13 protein-coding genes, 1 tRNA gene and 2 rRNA genes are annotated in these 20,266 nt (G+C 42.3%); 8 read left to right on the plus strand and 8 right to left on the minus strand.

Going from position 1 to position 20,266, the window contains the following annotated elements; genetic code table 11:
* Nucleotides 1-63: 63 nt before the first annotated feature.
* The gene (locus ACM2FC_RS11795; protein ID WP_498481105.1) at nt 64-2,019 is read right to left on the minus strand and encodes an LTA synthase family protein; all 1,956 of its coding nucleotides are present in this window, start codon (nt 2,017-2,019) and stop codon (nt 64-66) included.
* Nucleotides 2,020-2,259: 240 nt separating this feature from the next.
* Between ACM2FC_RS11795 and ACM2FC_RS11800 the strand changes: the two genes are divergently transcribed.
* Nucleotides 2,260-3,120 carry a hypothetical protein gene (locus tag ACM2FC_RS11800; RefSeq protein ID WP_498481106.1) on the plus strand — a complete coding sequence of 287 codons (861 nt, stop codon included), beginning with the start codon at nt 2,260-2,262 and terminating at the stop codon, nt 3,118-3,120.
* 76 nt (nt 3,121-3,196) lie between these two features.
* Here ACM2FC_RS11800 and typA read toward each other — a convergent pair whose 3' ends face one another.
* Complete coding sequence (gene typA, locus ACM2FC_RS11805) at nt 3,197-5,026, minus strand: translational GTPase TypA (RefSeq protein WP_498481107.1); 1,830 nt, start codon at nt 5,024-5,026, stop codon at nt 3,197-3,199.
* 491 nt (nt 5,027-5,517) lie between these two features.
* Here typA and glnA point away from each other — a divergent pair, with 491 nt between their 5' ends.
* The 5 genes from glnA (at nt 5,518) to amt (ending at nt 13,438) form a co-directional block, all read left to right on the plus strand.
* Entirely contained in the window at nt 5,518-6,927 is a 1,410-nt protein-coding gene (gene glnA, locus ACM2FC_RS11810; protein ID WP_498481109.1) for a glutamate--ammonia ligase, read from the plus strand.
* A gap of 310 nt (nt 6,928-7,237) precedes the next feature.
* Nucleotides 7,238-8,284 (plus strand): nitrogen regulation protein NR(II), encoded by a 1,047-nt coding sequence (gene glnL / locus ACM2FC_RS11815; RefSeq protein ID WP_498481111.1) that lies wholly within the window; start codon nt 7,238-7,240, stop codon nt 8,282-8,284.
* Between the two features lie 35 nt (nt 8,285-8,319).
* Nucleotides 8,320-9,723, plus strand: coding sequence for a nitrogen regulation protein NR(I) (gene glnG, locus ACM2FC_RS11820; protein ID WP_498481112.1), 1,404 nt, complete (start codon nt 8,320-8,322; stop codon nt 9,721-9,723).
* Nucleotides 9,724-9,906: 183 nt separating this feature from the next.
* On the plus strand, nt 9,907-10,911 hold the full coding sequence (gene add / locus ACM2FC_RS11825; protein WP_498481113.1) for an adenosine deaminase: 1,005 nt from the start codon (nt 9,907-9,909) through the stop codon (nt 10,909-10,911).
* Between the two features lie 259 nt (nt 10,912-11,170).
* Nucleotides 11,171-13,438, plus strand: coding sequence for an ammonium transporter (gene amt, locus ACM2FC_RS11830; RefSeq protein ID WP_498481115.1), 2,268 nt, complete (start codon nt 11,171-11,173; stop codon nt 13,436-13,438).
* Nucleotides 13,439-13,557: 119 nt separating this feature from the next.
* Here amt and ACM2FC_RS11835 read toward each other — a convergent pair whose 3' ends face one another.
* The 3 genes from ACM2FC_RS11835 to kdgR all read right to left on the minus strand — a co-directional run bounded on the left by ACM2FC_RS11835 (nt 13,558) and on the right by kdgR (nt 17,507).
* Nucleotides 13,558-14,034, minus strand: a complete 477-nt coding sequence (locus tag ACM2FC_RS11835; RefSeq protein ID WP_498481116.1) for a hypothetical protein — start codon at nt 14,032-14,034, stop codon at nt 13,558-13,560.
* 332 nt (nt 14,035-14,366) lie between these two features.
* On the minus strand, nt 14,367-16,259 hold the full coding sequence (locus tag ACM2FC_RS11840; protein WP_498481117.1) for an FAD-dependent oxidoreductase: 1,893 nt from the start codon (nt 16,257-16,259) through the stop codon (nt 14,367-14,369).
* Between the two features lie 465 nt (nt 16,260-16,724).
* Nucleotides 16,725-17,507, minus strand: a complete 783-nt coding sequence (gene kdgR, locus ACM2FC_RS11845) for a DNA-binding transcriptional regulator KdgR (protein ID WP_498481118.1) — start codon at nt 17,505-17,507, stop codon at nt 16,725-16,727.
* Between the two features lie 276 nt (nt 17,508-17,783).
* Between kdgR and kdgK the strand changes: the two genes are divergently transcribed.
* Together kdgK and ACM2FC_RS11855 are read left to right on the plus strand one after the other, a co-directional pair.
* Nucleotides 17,784-18,713 (plus strand): 2-dehydro-3-deoxygluconokinase, encoded by a 930-nt coding sequence (gene kdgK / locus ACM2FC_RS11850; RefSeq protein ID WP_498481119.1) that lies wholly within the window; start codon nt 17,784-17,786, stop codon nt 18,711-18,713.
* A gap of 10 nt (nt 18,714-18,723) precedes the next feature.
* Nucleotides 18,724-19,347 (plus strand): bifunctional 4-hydroxy-2-oxoglutarate aldolase/2-dehydro-3-deoxy-phosphogluconate aldolase, encoded by a 624-nt coding sequence (locus ACM2FC_RS11855; RefSeq protein WP_498481120.1) that lies wholly within the window; start codon nt 18,724-18,726, stop codon nt 19,345-19,347.
* A 154-nt stretch (nt 19,348-19,501) separates the two neighbouring features.
* Here the strand turns inward: ACM2FC_RS11855 and ACM2FC_RS11860 are convergent.
* The 3 genes from ACM2FC_RS11860 to ACM2FC_RS11870 form a co-directional block, all read right to left on the minus strand.
* Nucleotides 19,502-19,592, minus strand: a tRNA-Ser gene (locus ACM2FC_RS11860).
* Between the two features lie 91 nt (nt 19,593-19,683).
* Nucleotides 19,684-19,799, minus strand: a 5S ribosomal RNA gene (rrf, locus tag ACM2FC_RS11865).
* A gap of 240 nt (nt 19,800-20,039) precedes the next feature.
* A 23S ribosomal RNA gene (locus tag ACM2FC_RS11870) occupies nt 20,040-20,266 on the minus strand; the annotation flags it as partial.

Raw genomic sequence — 20,266 nt, forward strand, 5'->3', positions numbered from 1 at the left:
CAATGCATCAATGTCATTAGATTTTCATCAACAAGTCAGATGGAAAACCTTTCCTTAGAAACTCTAATGATAGTCTGGCAACGCTTTATAATAGTCTTTTTCATACGCTAACGAGCCCCACAACGCATGGGCTTTGGCCCGACTGATGGTCTCATTATCGACATTTTTCTCTTTCAATGAATCATTGGCGGGATCATATATGTAAGTAGCGGGCAATTTATCTGGACGTATCACCACCAATTCATTTTTTGCATTTAACCAACCAAAATTGCGATCCCTTTGCATCAAAGCCCGTTGCTTGCTTAAAGGAACCGATTTGGTCAGGTCATGGCCAATCATCGGCGTATATCCACTCACACCCGCTAATGACAATAGTGTTGGCGACATATCTATTTGACTCACTAACCTATTATCTTTATGAGGTGAAATAGACTTTCCTAAAATAATCGCTGGAATATGAAAATGCCCAACAGGTACAGGTAAAGAACCTGTTGCTCTCGAGTCGTGGTCAGCAATGACCAAAAATATAGTATCATCCCAATACGTTGACTTTTTAGCCTTTTCGATAAATTTACCGACAGCGTAGTCTGCATACTTAACGGCATTTTCTAACGTCGCGTCAGGTGAATTATAGTGCTCTATTGTCCCTTCTGGATACTCATACGGGGTATGATTTGACGATGTAAAAACAAGGCTAAAAAATGGTTGGCCTTTCTCATTTAACTTAGTGAACTCTTGATCTGCTTTGTTATATAAATCTTCATCGGATGCTCCCCATGAGCCCACAAATTTTGGCGAGTCAAAAGTAGGTAAGTCCTTTATATCAGTGAACCCATTGCCCAAAAAGAAACTCTTCATATTATCGAAATGACTTTCACCACCATAAACAAACTGAGTCACATACCCTTTTGATTTGAGTAGATCAGCAATAGTAAAAAAATCCGTTTGGCTTTTACCGAGTTTTACGACTGCACGAGATGGCGTTGGCGTGAAGCCGGTAATCACAGCCTCAATTCCACGCACAGAGCGAGTTCCTGTTGAATACAAATTGGTAAATGCCCACCCTTCATCCATCAGCTGATCTAAATTGGGTGATGTATCAATACCGCCGAGGCTTTTCACATATCGAGCACCATGGCTTTCCATCAAAACCACGACAATATTCTTCGGCTTACTTTGGACAGGAGATTGGTGGTAGGTTAGCGTAGGTTGAGAGGTCGACTTAAATTTATCTCCACCCACATTCATTGAACTTCTAACTAGATCAATTACTTCTTGAGCCGGCATACTAGGATAAAAATCAAAAGCACTTTTTTCAGAGCTCATTTGTTTCGCGGCGAATATCATTGAGTACGATGAATTTAAAATTAGGTCATTCACCATGGGGTCACTTGAATAAGCTACTAAAGCAGGGTTCAAAGGACGGTGTCCTAAGGTAGAGCGAGCGCCCATAACACCAATAGCGACAACAAGAACAGCAAGTATTGGTCGCCAATACCATTTTTGATAATGTAAGTTACTGACCAAAGAGCGAGTCCAGCGCCAACCTATAAATACAGTCAATACCGTCGCTAAAGTCGAAATAAACAGCTCTAGCTTATAGCCCGTCCAAAGCATGCTGAATACTTCTTTAGGGTAAATGAGGTATTCGATGAAATTACGGTTGGGTCTGAGATCGTATTGCAAAATAAATGGCGGTGTAGTGACTTCCATATAAACCACCAGCCACAATCCAGCGGTAATCCATATTCGCAATAACCAATTCCAGACTTTACCAATTAGATTGTCGAAAGATAGCAAAGTAGTTAAAAGTGCGGGAAGAATTAGCAGGTAACACACAGAAGAAATGTCTATTCTCACTCCTCTGCTCAGCACTGTTAGCCAATCATCAAAGCTGGGCAGCCTATCATACATCCATATCGCCAAACCTAGCCTAGAAAAGCTAAAAATGATCAAAATTACCAATGCCGATATGACAATAGGATAGAGAACACCTAGTCTCTTTTTTAGTATATTCATTTCAGTCCCTTGAAAAGTGGATGCTGCAAACAATACAAATTAATACCGAATTGCTAACGAACACTTAAATACATTCAAATCATCGCTTCTACAGACTGCCTCTAGCGTGAGTTAAACTCAATTTCTACATTCGAAATCTTGACTGCACTCTTGTTTCTAATAAAAAAACGGACTGAAACTCCATATCCAAGATATATTTCTCATACCCCAATTTAGCCCCTACTCCCTTAAGGTCATGGAATGAAAAGACTTTTCCTTATAGTGATAGTTGTCATCGCTTTAGGTATATATGGATTAAATAAATACGTTGAAATCCAACTCGACAAAGTGGCACATATTGGAGCATACAACAACTGTAATAAAATATGGTCTGCCAGAGGCTTATACTCAAATAGAAGTACAGAAAACACGATAGAAAGCTTCCAGAGAGCTTTCAATGCTGGAGCTCAAGGTGCAGAAGTTGATTTCTTTTATGATCCAGGAGCAAATACATTTTACGTGACACATGATGATATTGTACGCAATCCTGACGGCTCAATAGAAGATCCTGATGCACTGAGGCTGGAACAGCTTCTTTCGCATTTTGGCAATCAATATTATTGGTGGCTAGACTACAAAAACTTAGGCCGAATTACTGATGAGCAAACTCAAGCTGCAATTCAGCGGCTTCAAGTAATTATGGACAAAAACCTAGGTCTAAAAGAAAAGGTGTATATTGAAGGTTCTAACCCATTGATGGTAAGCGAGTACACCAGAGCAGGCTTTAAAACGATACTGGCGCTAGATTTGCTGCCCGCTAGTAATCCTCTTTCAGAATATTTGGTGAATCTATACAAAATTGCTTATTATTTTTCAGATATCACTGTTGTGGCTAGCCGTGCGACACATCGAGTAAACCCAGAAAACCCCAAATATACCACTCGTATACAAGAGCAATTTTCAAACATTCCTATGTTCTTATTTCATACTCCAGATGATCCAGAATATTTACAAGAATTAATCTCAGACCCTTTAGTTAGGGTTATTTTGGTTGGTGCTGGCCAGAGCATCGATAGGTTTAATATTAGCAACTGTTCCAAAAAAGCTTCAACGAACAACTAACCTCTCACCCCATAAACAAAACCCCCTAAGCGGATTAGCTTAGGGGGTTTCTTTTTTTAGGATACTATTTAGCGATTTATTTCGCAGAGCGACTCGCACGCTTGCGATCGTTTTCCGTTAGATGCTTTTTACGAATACGGATGTTTTCTGGTGTCACTTCCACTAGCTCATCATCATCAATAAACTCAAGCGCCTGCTCTAGCGTGTATTTGATGGCTGGAGTCAGTACCTGTGCATCATCTGTACCCGATGCACGAACGTTAGTTAGTTGCTTACCTTTCAGGCAGTTTACTGTTAAATCGTTTGAGCGGTTGTGAATGCCGATGATTTGGCCTTCATACACTTCATCAGCGTGCTCTGTAAACAAGCGACCGCGTTCTTGCAAGTTAAATAGAGCGTATGTAAGTGCTTTACCTGTCGCATTAGAAATCAGTACGCCATTGATACGCTGACCAATTTCACCACCTTTGTGCGGGCCGTAATGATCAAATGTGTGGTAAAGAAGACCAGAACCAGACGTAAGAGTCATAAATTCTGTCTGGAAGCCAATCAAGCCACGCGAAGGCATCATAAAGTCCATACGTACGCGACCTTTACCGTCAGGTGCCATATCTGTAAGCTCACCTTTACGTAGACCGATGTTCTCCATAATGCCACCTTGATGCTCTTCGACAACATCAATAGTTACGGTTTCGTACGGTTCCATCAGCTGACCATCTTCTTCTTTGATGATTACCTCTGGGCGAGATACTGCCAGCTCGAAACCTTCACGACGCATGTTTTCAATCAGGATAGAAAGGTGCAATTCACCACGACCAGAAACACGGAACTTATCTGGATCGTCAGTCTGCTCAACGCGAAGTGCTACGTTGTGTACCAACTCTTTTTCCAAACGCTCAAGGATATTACGTGAAGTCACGAACTTACCTTCTTTACCAGCAAACGGAGAAGTGTTTACTTGGAAAGTCATTGTCACGGTAGGCTCATCAACCGAAAGTGGAGTCATTGCTTCAACATTGTTCTGATCACAAATAGTGTCAGAAATCTTTAGCTCACCCAGACCAGTGATCGCGATAATATCACCAGCGTTTGCTTGCTCAACTTCATGACGCTCTAAGCCTAAATAGCCAAGTACTGTACCAACTTTACCATTACGCTTGCTGCCATCGGCACTGACAATCGTCACTTGTTGGTTTGGAGAAACCGTACCGCGTGTCACACGCGCCACACCGATAACACCAACATAAGAGCTGTAGTCTAGTTGAGAGATTTGCATTTGTAGTGAACCTTCAACGTCCACTTTTGGCGCTTCTACAGTATCAACAACAGCTTGGAACAACGGTTCCATGTCTTCACCAACAACGCCTTCTTCTAAGCTTGCCCAGCCATTTAGCGCAGAAGCATAAACAACTTGGAAGTCTAGCTGGTCGTCAGAAGCGCCCAAGTTATCGAACAAGTCAAAGACTTGGTCCATAACCCAATCAGGACGCGCGCCTGGACGGTCAATTTTGTTGATAACGACAATCGGCTTTAAGCCATGCGCAAAGGCTTTTTGTGTCACGAAACGAGTTTGTGGCATTGGGCCATCTACTGCATCAACAATAAGCAATACAGAGTCAACCATCGACATGATACGTTCAACTTCACCACCGAAGTCCGCGTGTCCAGGAGTGTCAACGATGTTAATACGATAATCGTTCCAGTTGATCGCAGTGTTCTTCGCGAGAATGGTAATACCACGCTCTTTTTCAATGTCATTCGAGTCCATGACTCGCTCTTCAGCTTCACCGCGAGACTCTAAGGTGCCCGATTGCTGTAGTAGCTTATCAACCAAGGTTGTTTTGCCGTGGTCAACGTGAGCAATAATCGCGATATTTCTTAACTTATCAATCTGTGGAGTGGCCATGGATTTCGATTCACTTTATAAAAGAAGTAAGCTTTCTTACTGACTATCAGTTGAAGTTTACGTTCTTGATTAAAAAAACGGCCATAATGTACCAGATTTTGACGAAAAACCCAGAAATATGTGATCTAACACGTTACATTTCATCATCAATCACGGCTGACCCAACAGTTTTCAAACTCTCTTTCGTATTGCCGTTGATCGTATTGACATCAAATAGAAAGAAAGGCTGAATATCATACTAGTCGCTATTCACCTTGGTGCAAAAACATATCAATTTGCACCATCTTGAACAAATTACGCACCAACTTAGTGCGTTAGAATGCACCACAAAAATAATATCTTTATAACTATTTGAATATATTGATTATATTTTTTGGCATGGTTTTAGCTAACGTTGGAGTCAGCATCGATTAATCTCATTAAAACATTAATCAATGCTAGATTTTTTATTCTAGCTTAAACCGCTTTAACAACACTGGAGGTTATCCAAGATGTCAGTAGAAAATGTTCTATCGCTTATCCAAGAGAACGAAGTCAAGTTTGTTGATCTACGCTTCACAGATACAAAAGGTAAAGAGCAGCATATCTCAATTCCTGCTCACCAAATCGATGCAGACTTCTTCGAAGAAGGTAAGATGTTCGATGGTTCTTCTGTTGCTGGCTGGAAAGGCATCAATGAGTCAGACATGGTTATGATGCCTGATGCTTCTTCTGCGGTACTTGACCCATTTACAGAAGACGCAACGCTAAACATTCGTTGTGATATTCTAGAACCATCTACAATGCAAGGTTACGATCGTGATCCTCGCTCTATCGCAAAACGTGCTGAAGACTATATGCGTTCAACAGGTATTGCTGATTCTGTATTCATCGGTCCTGAGCCAGAGTTCTTCTTATTTGATGATGTGAAGTTCTCAACAGACATGTCAGGCTCTTTCTACAAAATTGATGATGTAGAAGCGACTTGGAACTCAGGTGCAGACTTCGAAGAAGGCAACAAAGGTCACCGTCCAGGAGTTAAAGGTGGTTACTTCCCAGTAGCACCAGTTGATTCTTCACAAGACATCCGCTCTGCAATGTGTCTTGTAATGGAAGAAATGGGACTAGTAGTTGAAGCTCACCACCACGAAGTTGCAACTGCTGGTCAAAACGAGATCGCAACTCGCTTTAACACGCTTACAAACAAAGCTGATGAACTACAAATCTACAAGTATGTTGTTCACAACGTTGCACACGCATTTGGTAAAACAGCGACATTTATGCCAAAACCATTGGTTGGCGACAACGGTAGCGGTATGCACGTACACCAATCTCTAGCAAAAGACGGTGTTAACCTGTTTGCTGGCGACAAATACGGCGGCCTATCTGAAACGGCTCTTTACTACATCGGCGGTATCATCAAGCACGCTCGTGCAATCAACGCATTTGCAAACGCTGCAACAAACTCGTACAAGCGCCTTGTTCCTGGTTTTGAAGCACCTGTTATGCTTGCTTACTCTGCACGTAACCGTTCTGCTTCTATCCGTATTCCTGTAGTACCAACACCTAAAGCACGTCGCATAGAAGTTCGTTTTGGCGATCCAACTGCGAACCCATATCTATGCTTTGCTGCAATGCTTATGGCTGGTCTTGACGGAATCAAGAACAAGCTTCACCCAGGCGATGCAATGGATAAAGATCTTTACGATCTACCAGCAGAAGAAGCAGCTGAAATCCCAACAGTGGCTTACTCACTAAAAGAAGCGCTAAAGTCACTCGATGCTGACCGCGAGTTCTTGACGGCTGGTGGTGTATTCTCTGATGACTTCATCAACTCTTACATCGAGCTAAAAGAACAAGATGTAGAACGCGTAAACATGACCACTCACCCAGTTGAGTTTGAATTGTACTACTCTGTATAATTTTTAATTAGTCACACTAGTTTCTAGCCCACCTTTCTTAGGTGGGTTTTTTTGTGCTCGAACCATCACAACACACCATTAAGCATTTGAAATTAATACAAATAAATAAAACTTCCCCATCTAAATCGGCAAGAAAATTGCATCATTTAAACCATATAAGTGCAACCATATGATTATTTGAATCACTGCCCGTATTCAGGGCAAAGTCCAGAAAAATTCATTGGGTTCTACGTATAAATGCCCCATACTGGAGATAATTGGCGCACCAATGTGGTGCAAAAATAATTAGTATTAAATAGAGGATGAGTTTGTGAAAGATGACCTTAATAGCACGATTCTTAATAACGTCGTCACAGCCATGCTCATGCTTAATGAGTCTTTAGAAGTTCGCTATGCTAACCCCGCCGCAGAGCAACTATTCTCACAAAGTTCCAAACGTATTGTTGATCAGCCTTTATCAAACTTAATTCAGCATGCATCAATGGACTTAGCCTTGCTATCTCAGCCGCTACAAAGTGGCCAAAGCATTACTGATAGTGACGTGACGTTTGTTGTTGATGGCAAACCACTGATGCTTGAAGTAACAGTTAGTCCAATGTCTTGGGAAAAAGAAGTCTTACTATTGGTTGAAATGAGAAAAATCGGCCAACAGCGACGTCTTAGTCAGGAATTGAATCAACACGCGCAGCAACAAGCGGCTAAGTTGTTGGTCAGAGGGCTCGCTCATGAAATTAAGAACCCTCTAGGCGGTTTACGCGGGGCAGCGCAGCTTCTTCAACGAATGCTCCCTGATCAAAGCCTAACTGAATATACCCAGATCATCATTGAGCAAGCTGATAGGTTGCGAAGCCTTGTAGACCGTCTTCTAGGACCGCAGAGGCCAGGTGTCAGAAAACAAGAAAACCTTCACTTGGTACTTGAAAAAATTCGACAACTCATAGAGTTGGAACTGGGCAATCAAGTCGTGATCGAAAGAGATTACGATCCTAGCCTACCAGATATAGTGATGGACACCGATCAAATAGAGCAAGCGCTGCTCAACATCATTAGCAATGCGGGTCAGATATTATCAAATCAAGCACAGGGCAAAATTGTCATTCGCACCAGAACAGTGCATCAGGCCAATATTCATGGTCAAAGACATAAATTAGCGGCACGTATTGAAATTATTGATAACGGGCCGGGTATCCCAACAGATTTACAAGACACGCTTTTCTACCCAATGGTCAGTGGTAGAGAAGGCGGTACAGGTTTAGGGCTGTCAATTTCACAGAACTTAATTGATCAGCACAAAGGTAAAATAGATGTGGAAAGTTGGCCTGGTAGAACGACATTTACGATTTACCTACCAATTTAGCCCAATGCTAGAGCTAGCATTAAGGAATCAAAGTTATGAGTAAAGGATATGTGTGGGTTGTGGATGACGACAGTTCTATCCGCTGGGTGATGGAAAAAACCCTCTCCTCTGCCAACATTAAATGTGAAACGTTTTCTGATGCTGAGAGCGTCTTGCTGGCGTTGGAACGAGAAACACCAGATGTACTGGTTTCGGATATCCGAATGCCCGGTATTGATGGCATCGAGCTGCTGAACCAAATACAACAACGTTCACCTGATCTCCCCGTCATCATCATGACCGCCCATTCAGACCTAGATGCAGCGGTTAACGCTTATCAAAAAGGCGCATTTGAGTATTTACCTAAACCGTTTGACGTTGATGAGACACTCACACTAGTGGAACGTGCAATATCTCATAGCTATGAGCAAAGACGTGGCCAATCCATCGATGAGAACCTACCGCAAGACACACCAGAGATCATCGGTGAAGCGCCAGCAATGCAAGAAGTATTTCGTGCTATCGGCCGACTCTCTCGCTCCTCTATTTCGGTGCTTATTAACGGCGAATCAGGAACAGGTAAAGAGCTTGTTGCCCAAGCTCTTCATCGCCACAGCCCAAGAGCTAAACAGCCATTTATTGCCCTAAATATGGCAGCTATTCCCAAAGACTTGATTGAATCTGAATTATTCGGCCATGAAAAAGGGGCATTCACCGGAGCGAATAGTGTTCGGCAAGGTCGCTTTGAACAAGCCAACGGAGGAACGCTATTTCTCGATGAAATCGGTGACATGCCACTAGATATTCAGACTCGCTTACTAAGAGTATTATCAGACGGGCAGTTCTATCGCGTTGGTGGCCACTCAGCTATCAAAGTAGACGTTCGAATCGTTGCTGCGACCCACCAAGATTTAGAAAAACTGGTACAACAAGGCGACTTCCGTGAAGACTTGTTCCACCGCTTAAATGTTATTCGCATTCAGATACCAGCACTAAGAGAGAGAAGGCAAGATATAGAAAAGCTCACGTTGCACTTTTTGGCTATGGCAGCAGAGGAGCTGGGTGTCGATATTAAAACCCTCCACCCAGCCACTGTTGATATTCTTAATAAGTTGCAATGGCCTGGCAACGTTCGTCAGCTTGAAAATATTTGTCGTTGGCTTACGGTCATGGCAAGCGGTAGCGAAATTTTACCGAGAGATCTTCCAACTGAGCTGCTCGAAGAAAAGCCAAGTCACTCATTTTCGACTGAAATGACTTGGCAAGACCAGCTTTCCAGCTGGGCTACTCAGGCATTGAGCTCTGGAGAAACAGATCTCCTCTCTTATGCGCTACCTGAATTTGAACGTATCCTATTGGAAGCGGCACTCACTCATACCAATGGGCACAAGCAAGATGCAGCAAAAGTGTTAGGTTGGGGGAGAAACACACTCACTCGTAAGCTTAAAGAGCTGTATTAATTCTGCAATCCGTCACCCTAGTTGCTCGCTATGGTGACGAGTAAAAACAACCAATTTCAGTCAACAAATTTAGTTACTAACATCCAATAACCGGTAAAAATTTGTTGATTCAAAAAGATTATCTACTGACACCCTTATCATTGCTTTTTATACTATTGCAAAATGGGAAACCGGAAAAAGACTATGATAACCAAATCGCTTCCTCTTACTGATATTCATCGTCACTTAGATGGCAATATTCGTACCAACACAATTATCGAGTTAGGTCAGAAGTTCTCTGTATCGCTGCCTGCTTATGATCTTGAAGGCCTAACACCTCACGTACAAGTGGTTGAAACTGAGCCTTCATTAGTGGCGTTTCTATCTAAACTCGATTGGGGTGTAGCCGTTTTAGGCGATCTCGACGCCTGCCGTCGCGTCGCTTACGAGAATGTCGAAGATGCTTTGAAAGCTGAGATTGACTATGCTGAGCTTCGTTTTTCTCCTTACTACATGGCCATGAAACACAATCTTCCTATACAAGGTGTGGTTGAAGCAGTCGTTGATGGTGTTCAAGCAGGGGTCAAAGATTTTGGTATAAAAGCCAATCTAATTGGAATTTTAAGTCGCACTTTCGGTCAACAAGCCTGCCAAACCGAGCTAGACGCTATTTTATCTCAAAAGGACCATATCATAGCCGTCGACCTAGCAGGCGATGAAATTGGCCAGCCAGGTAAACTTTTCACGGATCATTTTAAACAAGTAAGAGACTCTGGGCTCAATATTACTGTCCATGCTGGTGAAGCAGAGGGGCCAGAAAGCGTTTGGTTTGCCATTCAAGAGCTAGGGGCAACACGTATTGGCCACGGCACGAATTCTATCCATGACGAGAAGCTGATGGATTTTCTCGCAGAAAATCGTATTGGTATTGAGTCATGCTTAACTTCGAATTTCCAAACAAGCACAGTGGCATCGATTAAAAACCACCCTATCAAACAATTCCTTGAGCACGGTATCCTCGCTAGCTTAAATACCGATGATCCTGCAGTTGAAGGTATTGAGCTTCCACATGAGTATCAAGTAGCAGCTGTGCAAGCGGGACTCACGCAACAACAAATAACCCAAGCACAAATTAACGGATTAGATATTGCTTTCTTGTCCGAACAAGAAAAGCAGCAGCTAAAAGATAAAGTCGCTTCGAGAATATAGCCCTACAGCGCACCCAAAAAATTGTTCCAGGTTAGCTCTATTCTCAGCTTGCTAATTTGGAACAACACCTCCCCTCTAAAGCCTATAAATTCACGGTAAGAACACGCCTCTGTTTATCAATACTTAGTACCTACAACTCTTTTTTAATTAGGTGGTTAGCTCTATTAATCAGAATCTAGACTAATATTACGCATACACAATATAACCCTGACCTATACTCACATTTCTATTGATAAACATTTAAAGGAATAAATGTCTCATGAATAGGCTTAAACTTCGCTTTGTTACTATCCTCCTTGCTTGCTACTCAGCTGCAAGTTTTGCCAGTGAAGACACCGCACAAATAGCAAGTAACCTAGATGTTCTCTGGGTATTAGTCGCGACTGGTTTAGTCTTTTTTATGCAAGCAGGTTTCACCATGCTTGAGTCAGGAATGATCCGAGCGAAGAATAGCTATAATGTTGCGGTCAAAAACATCAGTGACTTTACGGCTGCTGTAATCTCTTTTTGGCTTGTAGGGTTTGCACTTATGTTTGGCCAAAGTGTCAGCGGTTGGTTTGGAAGTGTCACCGATTCAAACATTACTTTTACCCAGCCGATGGACTACGCATTCTTTATCTTCCAATCGACGTTTGTGGGAACCGCAGCGACTATTGTTGCTGGTGCAGTGGCAGAAAGAATGAAATTTAATGCTTACCTGATAATTTCAGTTGCAATTAGCGTCGTAATTTACCCTATTAGTGGCCATTGGATCTGGGGAAGCGCCCTATTAGGTGGAGAGTCTGGATGGCTCGAAGCAAAAGGCTTTATGGATTTCGCTGGTTCAACGGTAGTGCATTCTGTTGGCGGCTGGGTCGCGTTAGCAGGTGTCATCGTGCTCGGAGCTAGAAAAGGGCGCTTCGACGAAAGCGGCAATCCTAGAGACATTCCTGGACACAACTTACTTATCGCTACACTTGGTGTATTTATTTTATGGTTTGGATGGTTTGGATTTAACGGAGGAAGCACTCTCTCTGCCGATGGCTCAATGGCAAAAATTATCGTCAACACTGTGCTAAGCGGTAGCTCAGGCGGCCTAACCGCACTGATTATCTCTGGTCTATTCAATAAAGGGTTAATTCGAGTAGAACATGCGTTAAATGGCATTTTGGGTGGGTTGGTCGCTATCACTGCAGGGTGCGCTTTTGTTGAACCAAATAGTGCCATTGTCATTGGGATCATAGGTGCAGCCATTGTTTACGCCGCTGAAGTCGCACTGCTCCAAACGTTTAAGCTTGATGACCCCGTTGGAGCTATCGCAGTTCATGGAGTTGGAGGCGCATGGGGTACACTTGCTGTTGCACTTTTTGCCCATGAGTCGAGCTTATTGGCAGGAGGAAGATTCGAACAGTTCATGGTACAGCTCACAGGCATCGTATCTGTTTTTGTCTGGTCGTTTGGTATGGGCTTACTGAGCTTCTATTTGCTTCGATTATTTCATGATCTTAGAGTTTCTTCAGACGAAGAAGATCAAGGACTTAATGTTGTCGAACATGGAGCTAAAACGGTTTGGCTAGACACCATGAGAACGATGCAGAATATTGTATCTACAGGTGATTTACGCTCTCGAGCTGAAGTTGAGTTAGCCACTGAAGCTGGCGAAACGGCGATATCATTCAATCAATTGCTGGACCGATTCCACCAAAGCATCTCACTAATGGCAAAATCCTCTGCCGCACTGCATACTGACACTGAAAAACTCGATAAAGTGGTTATCTCAACCAAAAAGCAAACCGCCGAACAAACTGACTCGGTTAGAGATATTTCACAAATCATGTTTCAAATATTGGAGTCAGCTAAAAAGATTACAGAAAGCTCGACGGAAAACGCTGAATCAGCAAGTGCTGCTTCAGAGAAAGTCAACAGCAGTGTCAATCAGATCAAACATTTATCAGACTCAATTGAACAACTGTCGCAAGACTTAGATACTGCATCGAAAAAAACGCTTCAAGTATCTGAAAAAACAAACAGTATCAGCGAGATACTTACATTAGTCCAACAAATTGCTGAACAAACAAATCTGTTGGCGTTAAACGCGGCTATTGAATCAGCTCGTGCTGGCGACTTAGGGCGGGGGTTTGCTGTTGTTGCGGAAGAGGTTAGAAACTTGGCGCAAAGAACGCAGAAGGCCACTACCGACATTCAAGAACAAATTGAACAATTACAGCAAATGGCAGGAGAATCCTCTAGAGAAATGCAGGGCTACTCTCAGCAGATGACGGAAAGTTACGATGAATCAAAAGCTGCAATGTCGTCTCTGTACTCTATGATTGACGCCATTGATAGTATTACGAGCCTTAACAAAGCGGTAGAGAGCGCTAGTCAGAGCCAGACAACACTTTCCAGTCAAGCGCATGATTTGTTGGAGCATATCCAGCTTAATGTAGAAGAAAATATTCTTTCCAGCCATCAGCTAGACAACGTTTCCAAATCTCTAAAATCAGACTCTAGCCGCTTCAAAGAGAATGTGTCCAACTACAAAATATAAATGCTCATTTAAGAGCATTTATATTGAATAGAGCTACTTTGCTTTCATTTGGGCACTTCGAGCTAGCCAAACTGGCTTGAGTGACGCTACTGCTGAATGAAGTACGTAGCACCTTTTATCTACGCATAAACCTTTGAGATCGGCTTTTTATCTAGTATAGCTTTCAAAGCATACAACCCAGCTAAGCCATTAACAACACACTCCAAACTTGCTTCTGTAGTGCGGCTATATTTTAAGTGAGTATGATTTCTCCACCACGCTGGTGCGCAACCTAATTCCCACTCTTTCCAAGGTGTTAAGTCAAGTTCGTAACGACTCAAATGGATTGTTGAGTCAATAACATCGGGGTATTCGTTAGCGATTATTGATTCGTATTGGCTAATATCGAAAACATGTGAATCGGGATCAATTTGTCGACACAGCTTCTTTGCTTCAAAGTCTACTTGTTTGCCTATAGACAACAATAATTGACCTAGCTCTTTTGATTGGAAAGAAAAATTCTCTTTTGTAACGTTAGTCCGCATGGAGAAATGAGATAAGCCTTCTTCTATACGACTGGTCACTTCAGAGTCCGAGGTAACATTCGAAGTTAACATTCCTTGTCATCCTTATAAACGATTCCCATATACGTGCTTTTTAAAACGCTCAATTGAAGTGAAGCTAGTGTTACAGGCAGCCCACAATGCAAATCTTCATATACGAGAATAGTAATCCTTATCGTGTATTATATAGAAATCGACTCGTGCATATCCATACATAAGCGTCAAAGAGACGGTATAACTCTCACTATTTACCTTCTAATAACAATCTGTGATTAAGATACGAGCTCCTTTAATTAAAGTACGTGATAAAAAATCACCACGCCTATATACAGCGTGATGATTTCAAATCACTATAAAATTTTGGGATAGAATAGGTTCTATGAGCGCTAGCTTACCACAATCGGCTCTGGTTGACCCGATACTATACGTCGCTTGTCAACATGGTAGTCCGTCGAATAGCGACGCAGTTTACAATCATTACCCTCATTACAACCGCAACTCAAGCAACGTTTTGCCTCATCAATAGCTGCCTGATTGCTGAAACCTTTTTCAACTTCATCAAAACTCAAATGACGCTGTTCGACAGATAACTCAGACACTTTGACACGCATAAACTTCTTCAATAGCTGATTTAAATTCGCCTCGACTTGCTCTTTACCTTTACCCGGAGTCATAGATCGGATCGCGTTCGTCAATCTATCAACGTGATCAGAATTAATTAAGTGAGTTCTTTCCAAATTTCGCGCACGAAACGATTCCACATATAACTTTTCCATATCTCCACCAAGGTAGCTATCGATACCTTTAGCGGCTGTACGACCATCCGCAATAGCTTCTATCGCTGTTGCAGGGCCTCGTCTCACATCGCCTATCGCAAAAATATTTTGCGCTCCTGTATGCATGGTTTCTTCTTCGACATTAATTGTATTCCAGCGACTGATATCCAATGGCAAAGAATTATCTTCAGTAAAACTTAAATCCGCTTTTTGCGATACGGCTGCAATCACAGTGTCAAACTCTTCGACAAAATATTCGCCCGTCGCTTGAGGCCTGTGTCGACCTGATGAATCAGGTTCTCCTAATACCATTTTTTCCAGCTTCACTTGGTGCACACGACCAGATTCATCCGCGATATTTTCGATTGGATTGGTTAGAAAGTGGAACTTGACACCTTCATGTTCTGCTTCTTCAATTTCATAATCTTCTGCAGGCATCTCGGATCGAGTGCGGCGATAAATTAACGTTGTCTCAGCTCCTTTGCGAAGAGCGGTTCTCGCGCAATCGATAGCGGTATTCCCACCACCAATGACCGCCACTTTCTTACCCACCGAATATTGGTTATCTGTTGCTTGATCTTTAAGGAAGTCAACGCCCAAATAACACCCTTTTAAGTCACTACCCTTATAATGCATTTCACTTGCCATAGACGCGCCTACCGCCAAGCAAACGGCATCATATTCCTTACTTAGATCGCGCAATTCAAAGTCGACACCAAGTTTTTTATCGGTCTGAACATCCATACCATTTGCGCACATCAATTCAATTTCTTTATCTAGAATAACCTTAGGTAAGCGATATTCAGGGATACCATAGCGTAGCCAGCCTCCTGGTTTTGGCATCGACTCAAAAACAGTGACTTGGTAGCCTTCATTACTTAAGAAATAACCACAGCTTAAGCCGCCCGGTCCGGCGCCAACAATGGCAATTTTCTTATTCTTGCTAGGTTTACTCTCTGGCGTATAAGCTTCAAACGAAGCGAGATCAAGATCGGCTGCGTGACGCTTCAAGTGTCGAATTGCTAGCGGCTCATCGACTTTAGCGCGATGACAGTCGGCTTCGCAAAATGCTGGGCACACACGACCGATAGAAAGAGGCATCGGCAAAGTTTTTTTGATAACTTCTATCGCTTTTCGATGCTCATTCTGAGCAATGTAAGAAAGATAAACCTGAATATCGACTTTCGCCGGACACGCTATTTGACATGGCGGTACACTACAACTTGCGTTTGACTCCGAAAGGATTTCTTCCAAGCGGCGTTTTCTTAAATTCGACAGAGAGGAAGATTCAGTCATGACACGCATTCCTTGCGTTACTGTAACAGTTTTTGCTTTGACGTAACTGCTATCATTCACTTCCACTAAGCACAGACCACAATCACTGTCTAAACCATCAACACCACACAAGCAAGGTATATCCACTCTGTGAACTTTCGCCACGTCTAATAGGTTTTGTTTAGGCTCTACTGCACATTTTTTTCCATTCAGGGTGATCTCGACCATCTCCAGCCTCTTCTAAATTTATTTCTGATACCAAAGTGGCCGATGGCCTGTTGGCTTTATGACGTCTATACCTAAACGAACTGAAAATATGGCTTTCAGTCTGCTTGAGGATTGCTTTAATTAATTCACAAATCTAATAAATATCAGCCCAAGCAAGATAAGATTCGTTAACCTAATAAAAACTCAGGCGAATCATTTACTATTAGCTGATTACGTTATTAACCAAACTATGTATAAAAAAGAAGCACGTAATATTCCTTGATATGAATCAAGTAGAGCTAATTCAGAGCGTAAAACTATTCGAGGAAATGTAATTGATAAATTACTTAAAAGACAAAACGTTAAAAGATTATTTATATTATGGACTTGCCCAATAATATAAATTTAAAGAATAAAATTGGAATGAATCGTGATGACGTAGCAAAAAATAGTAGCCAAAGGCAATTTCGGCTACGCTAAATTTACTTATGCTGGATATTCATGACAACCTAATTGCAAAGAAATCGCTTTCCCAACTCGTTTCAGCTGCTCCACATAACTACTTTTATGCTCTTCATCAAAGCGGATCGTTGGGAATGAAATAGAAACGCTAGCCACTATGTGTCCAAAGCGGTCGAAAACTGGTACCGCTATACAGCGAATTCCCGGCTCTTGTTCTTCATTATCCTCGGCAAACCCCTGAGCTTTCACTGTCTCTACTTCAGCTAGAAACTGATCGACATTTTCAATAGTTTTTTCTGTGTGCTTAATAAACTCGATGGGCTCCAATATCTTTCGTACATCAGCCTCATTTTTACCTGAAAGCAGTACTTTCCCTATTGCCGTACTGTAAAGAGGATTTCTGCGCCCAATGCGCGAATACATTCGTAGGTTATATCCAGAATCAATCTTATGTACATAGACAATTGAGCCTTCATCCATCACGCCTAAGTGGAGAGCTTCATTTGTATGCTCCGCAACGACTCTCATTTCCTTATCAGCAATGGAAAGCAAATCCATATACTCTAGAGATAAAGAGCCGAGTTCGAATAATTTTATGGTCAACGAGTACTTGTCTGCTTCTCCTTGCTGTGACACATAGCCCAAACCTTTCATCGTTTGCAGGAAACGATAGGTGGTGGCTTTTGACATCATTAAGCGTTGAGATAGTTCGGATACTCCAATTTCTTTCTGTTCACCCAGAGCTTGAAGTATATGAAATACTTTTAGTACTGATGAGACTGCCTCTGGCTGAGTCGACTTTGCCATAAAAGATATAACCTGTTTAACCTTGAAATTCTGTCCAATATAAACCACCAGAACAAAAACATCCAACCAGTTAAACCGCGATAAAGCCTACTATTTCGCAAATTCGATCTTGAGGGCATTCCTTTCCTATTACCCACACCTATTCATCCAAAACCATCTCAACTATCCAACCTAGATCAAAAACTCACAAGTATTTTTAAACCGTCATTTTATTTTTATTGATTACTAAATTCACAAAATGCCATAATGCGTCAGTAGACTCTTAGGGAAATAATTATGGAACCAGTAGATAAAGTAGCCGTCATCGGCGAATGTATGGTCGAACTTAGAAAAGTAAACGGCCAGATTGAACAAGGTTTTGGTGGGGATACACTGAATACTGCGCTGTATTTGTCTCGCTTAACCTCTACCAAAGGTATTACCACTTCATACGTTAGTGGTATGGGTCAAGATCCATTTAGCCGTGACATGATTGGTGAATGGCAAAGCGAAAATATCAATACCGAGATGGTTTATCTGTCTGATACTAAGCTTCCAGGAATCTATGCGATAGAAACCGCAGATGATGGTGAACGTTCGTTCTACTACTGGCGAAATGATGCCGCGGCGAAATTCTGGTTAAGGGACAAAACCACACAAGAAGTCGCAGGCGATCTAGCTAAACACGGTTTGGTTTACCTAACTGGTATTAGTTTGGCTATTCTTCCAGAAGATTGTCGAGAAAAGCTTATCGAAAGCCTCAGACTATGTCGTAAAGACGGCGTAAAGGTTGCTTTCGACAACAACTACCGCCCAACACTATGGACTGACAAAGAAGAAGCCCAGAAGTGGTACACTCAAGTCCTATCATTAACAGATATGGCGTTCTTAACATTTGATGATGAAATGATGCTTTGGGACGATGGCGTTGAAACCCAAGCAATCGAAAGAACAAAGCAACTTGGTGTTGGTGAAATTATCATTAAACGTGGCGCTGATGCTTGTATCGTTGTTGAACAAGACAATGAATACCTAATAGCTACACAAGCTGTAAACAATGTTGTAGATACCACAGCTGCTGGTGACTCTTTCAGTGCTGGATACCTAGCAAAAAGAATCATTGGTGGTAGCTGCGAAGAATCCGCGAAATCTGGCCACACTTTAGCTGGAACCGTTATTCAGTACCGAGGAGCCATTATTCCTCATAACGCTATGCCTGACCTTTAAGGAAGTAAAAATGAAAACCTTAGAACAACAATTGCAAGAGATTAAAGTTGTACCTGTTATCGCTATTGAAGATGCGAGCAAAGCTGTAAAGCTTGCGCAGGTTTTAATTGAAAATGGTCTGCCATGCGCTGAAGTGACTTTCCGAACTGAACAAGCAGCTCAAGCAATTGCCAACATGAGAGAAGCATATCCAAACATGCTTATCGGCGCTGGTACTGTTTTAACTTCAAAGCAAGTTGATGAAGCTATTAATGCTGGTGTTGATTTTATCGTTAGCCCAGGCTTTAACCCAACAACAGTAAAATACTGCCAACAACGCAACGTACAAATCGTTCCGGGTGTAAACAACCCTAGCCTTGTTGAGCAAGCAATGGAGATGGGCCTAAAAACTCTGAAATTCTTCCCAGCAGAGCCTTCTGGTGGCGTCTCGATGCTTAAAGCACTTTCAGCAGTTTATCCAATCCAATTCATGCCAACGGGCGGTGTTAAGCCATCAAATGTAAAAGACTATCTATCCGTTAAATCTGTACTTGCATGTGGCGGTACATGGATGGTTCCAAACGATTTAATTGAAAATGAACAATGGGATGAACTAGCTGCTCTTGTAAGAGAAGTCGCGAACATTATCGCGTAGGCTCACTCTCCTTTTATACCTAAGTCCTACTTTTTCGGCCAGTTTTGCCAGCGCCTAACTTTCAGTTAGGCGCTTTTTTCATATCGACTAGAAATTGCAAGAAAAGTAGCATGAACGAAAAAGGCCTTGCTGATTAGCAAGGCCTTTCGAATAGTGGCGGAGAGATAGGGATTTGAACCCTAGATACGCTATTAACGTATGCCGGTTTTCAAGACCGGTGCTTTCAACCACTCAGCCATCTCTCCACAAATTGTTACTAAAATTTAGTCTTAATCTCACGATGCTAATTTTTAGTTCTGTTTTCAGATCTATTTAGATCTGAAAACAAGTATTAAAGCCCGGCGATGACCTACTCTCACATGGGGAAGCCCCACACTACCATCGGCGCAGTTGCGTTTCACTTCTGAGTTCGGCATGGAATCAGGTGGGTCCACAACGCTATGGTCGCCAAGCAAATTCTGTTTCATAAAGCCGCCAAGCTTTATGAATTAATCTGGAAAGCTAATTGTGTTCTCTTACACATTCAAGATTCTTAGTCTTTGAATCCTTTAGTTTCATTTCACTAAGTGCTTGGCTAAGAAGATTGTGATGCAAGACGCGCAGTGTGCAGTCGCACATGAGCATCGTAGCAAGCAATATTCAACGCCAACACGACGAGAAATGAAATCCAACAAAAACCCTTTTGGTGTTGTATGGTTAAGCCTCACGGGCAATTAGTACAGGTTAGCTCAACGCCTCACAACGCTTACACACCCTGCCTATCAACGTTCTAGTCTCGAACAACCCTTTAGGACACATAAAGTGCCAGGGAAGACTCATCTCAGGGCTCGCTTCCCGCTTAGATGCTTTCAGCGGTTATCGATTCCGAACTTAGCTACCGGGCAATGCGTCTGGCGACACAACCCGAACACCAGAGGTT

This window comes from Vibrio sp. A37 (genome assembly GCF_059777565.1).

Excerpts from the sequence above, each read along its gene's own strand:
- ACM2FC_RS11795 (WP_498481105.1), bottom strand. The coding sequence starts at position 2,019 with ATGAATATACTAAAAAAGAGACTAGGTGTTCTCTATCCTATTGTCATA.
- ACM2FC_RS11800 (WP_498481106.1), top strand. The coding sequence starts at position 2,260 with ATGAAAAGACTTTTCCTTATAGTGATAGTTGTCATCGCTTTAGGTATA.
- typA (WP_498481107.1), bottom strand. The coding sequence starts at position 5,026 with ATGGCCACTCCACAGATTGATAAGTTAAGAAATATCGCGATTATTGCT.
- glnA (WP_498481109.1), top strand. The coding sequence starts at position 5,518 with ATGTCAGTAGAAAATGTTCTATCGCTTATCCAAGAGAACGAAGTCAAG.
- glnG (WP_498481112.1), top strand. The coding sequence starts at position 8,320 with ATGAGTAAAGGATATGTGTGGGTTGTGGATGACGACAGTTCTATCCGC.
- add (WP_498481113.1), top strand. The coding sequence starts at position 9,907 with ATGATAACCAAATCGCTTCCTCTTACTGATATTCATCGTCACTTAGAT.
- amt (WP_498481115.1), top strand. The coding sequence starts at position 11,171 with ATGAATAGGCTTAAACTTCGCTTTGTTACTATCCTCCTTGCTTGCTAC.
- ACM2FC_RS11835 (WP_498481116.1), bottom strand. The coding sequence starts at position 14,034 with ATGTTAACTTCGAATGTTACCTCGGACTCTGAAGTGACCAGTCGTATA.
- ACM2FC_RS11840 (WP_498481117.1), bottom strand. The coding sequence starts at position 16,259 with ATGGTCGAGATCACCCTGAATGGAAAAAAATGTGCAGTAGAGCCTAAA.
- kdgR (WP_498481118.1), bottom strand. The coding sequence starts at position 17,507 with ATGGCAAAGTCGACTCAGCCAGAGGCAGTCTCATCAGTACTAAAAGTA.
- kdgK (WP_498481119.1), top strand. The coding sequence starts at position 17,784 with ATGGAACCAGTAGATAAAGTAGCCGTCATCGGCGAATGTATGGTCGAA.
- ACM2FC_RS11855 (WP_498481120.1), top strand. The coding sequence starts at position 18,724 with ATGAAAACCTTAGAACAACAATTGCAAGAGATTAAAGTTGTACCTGTT.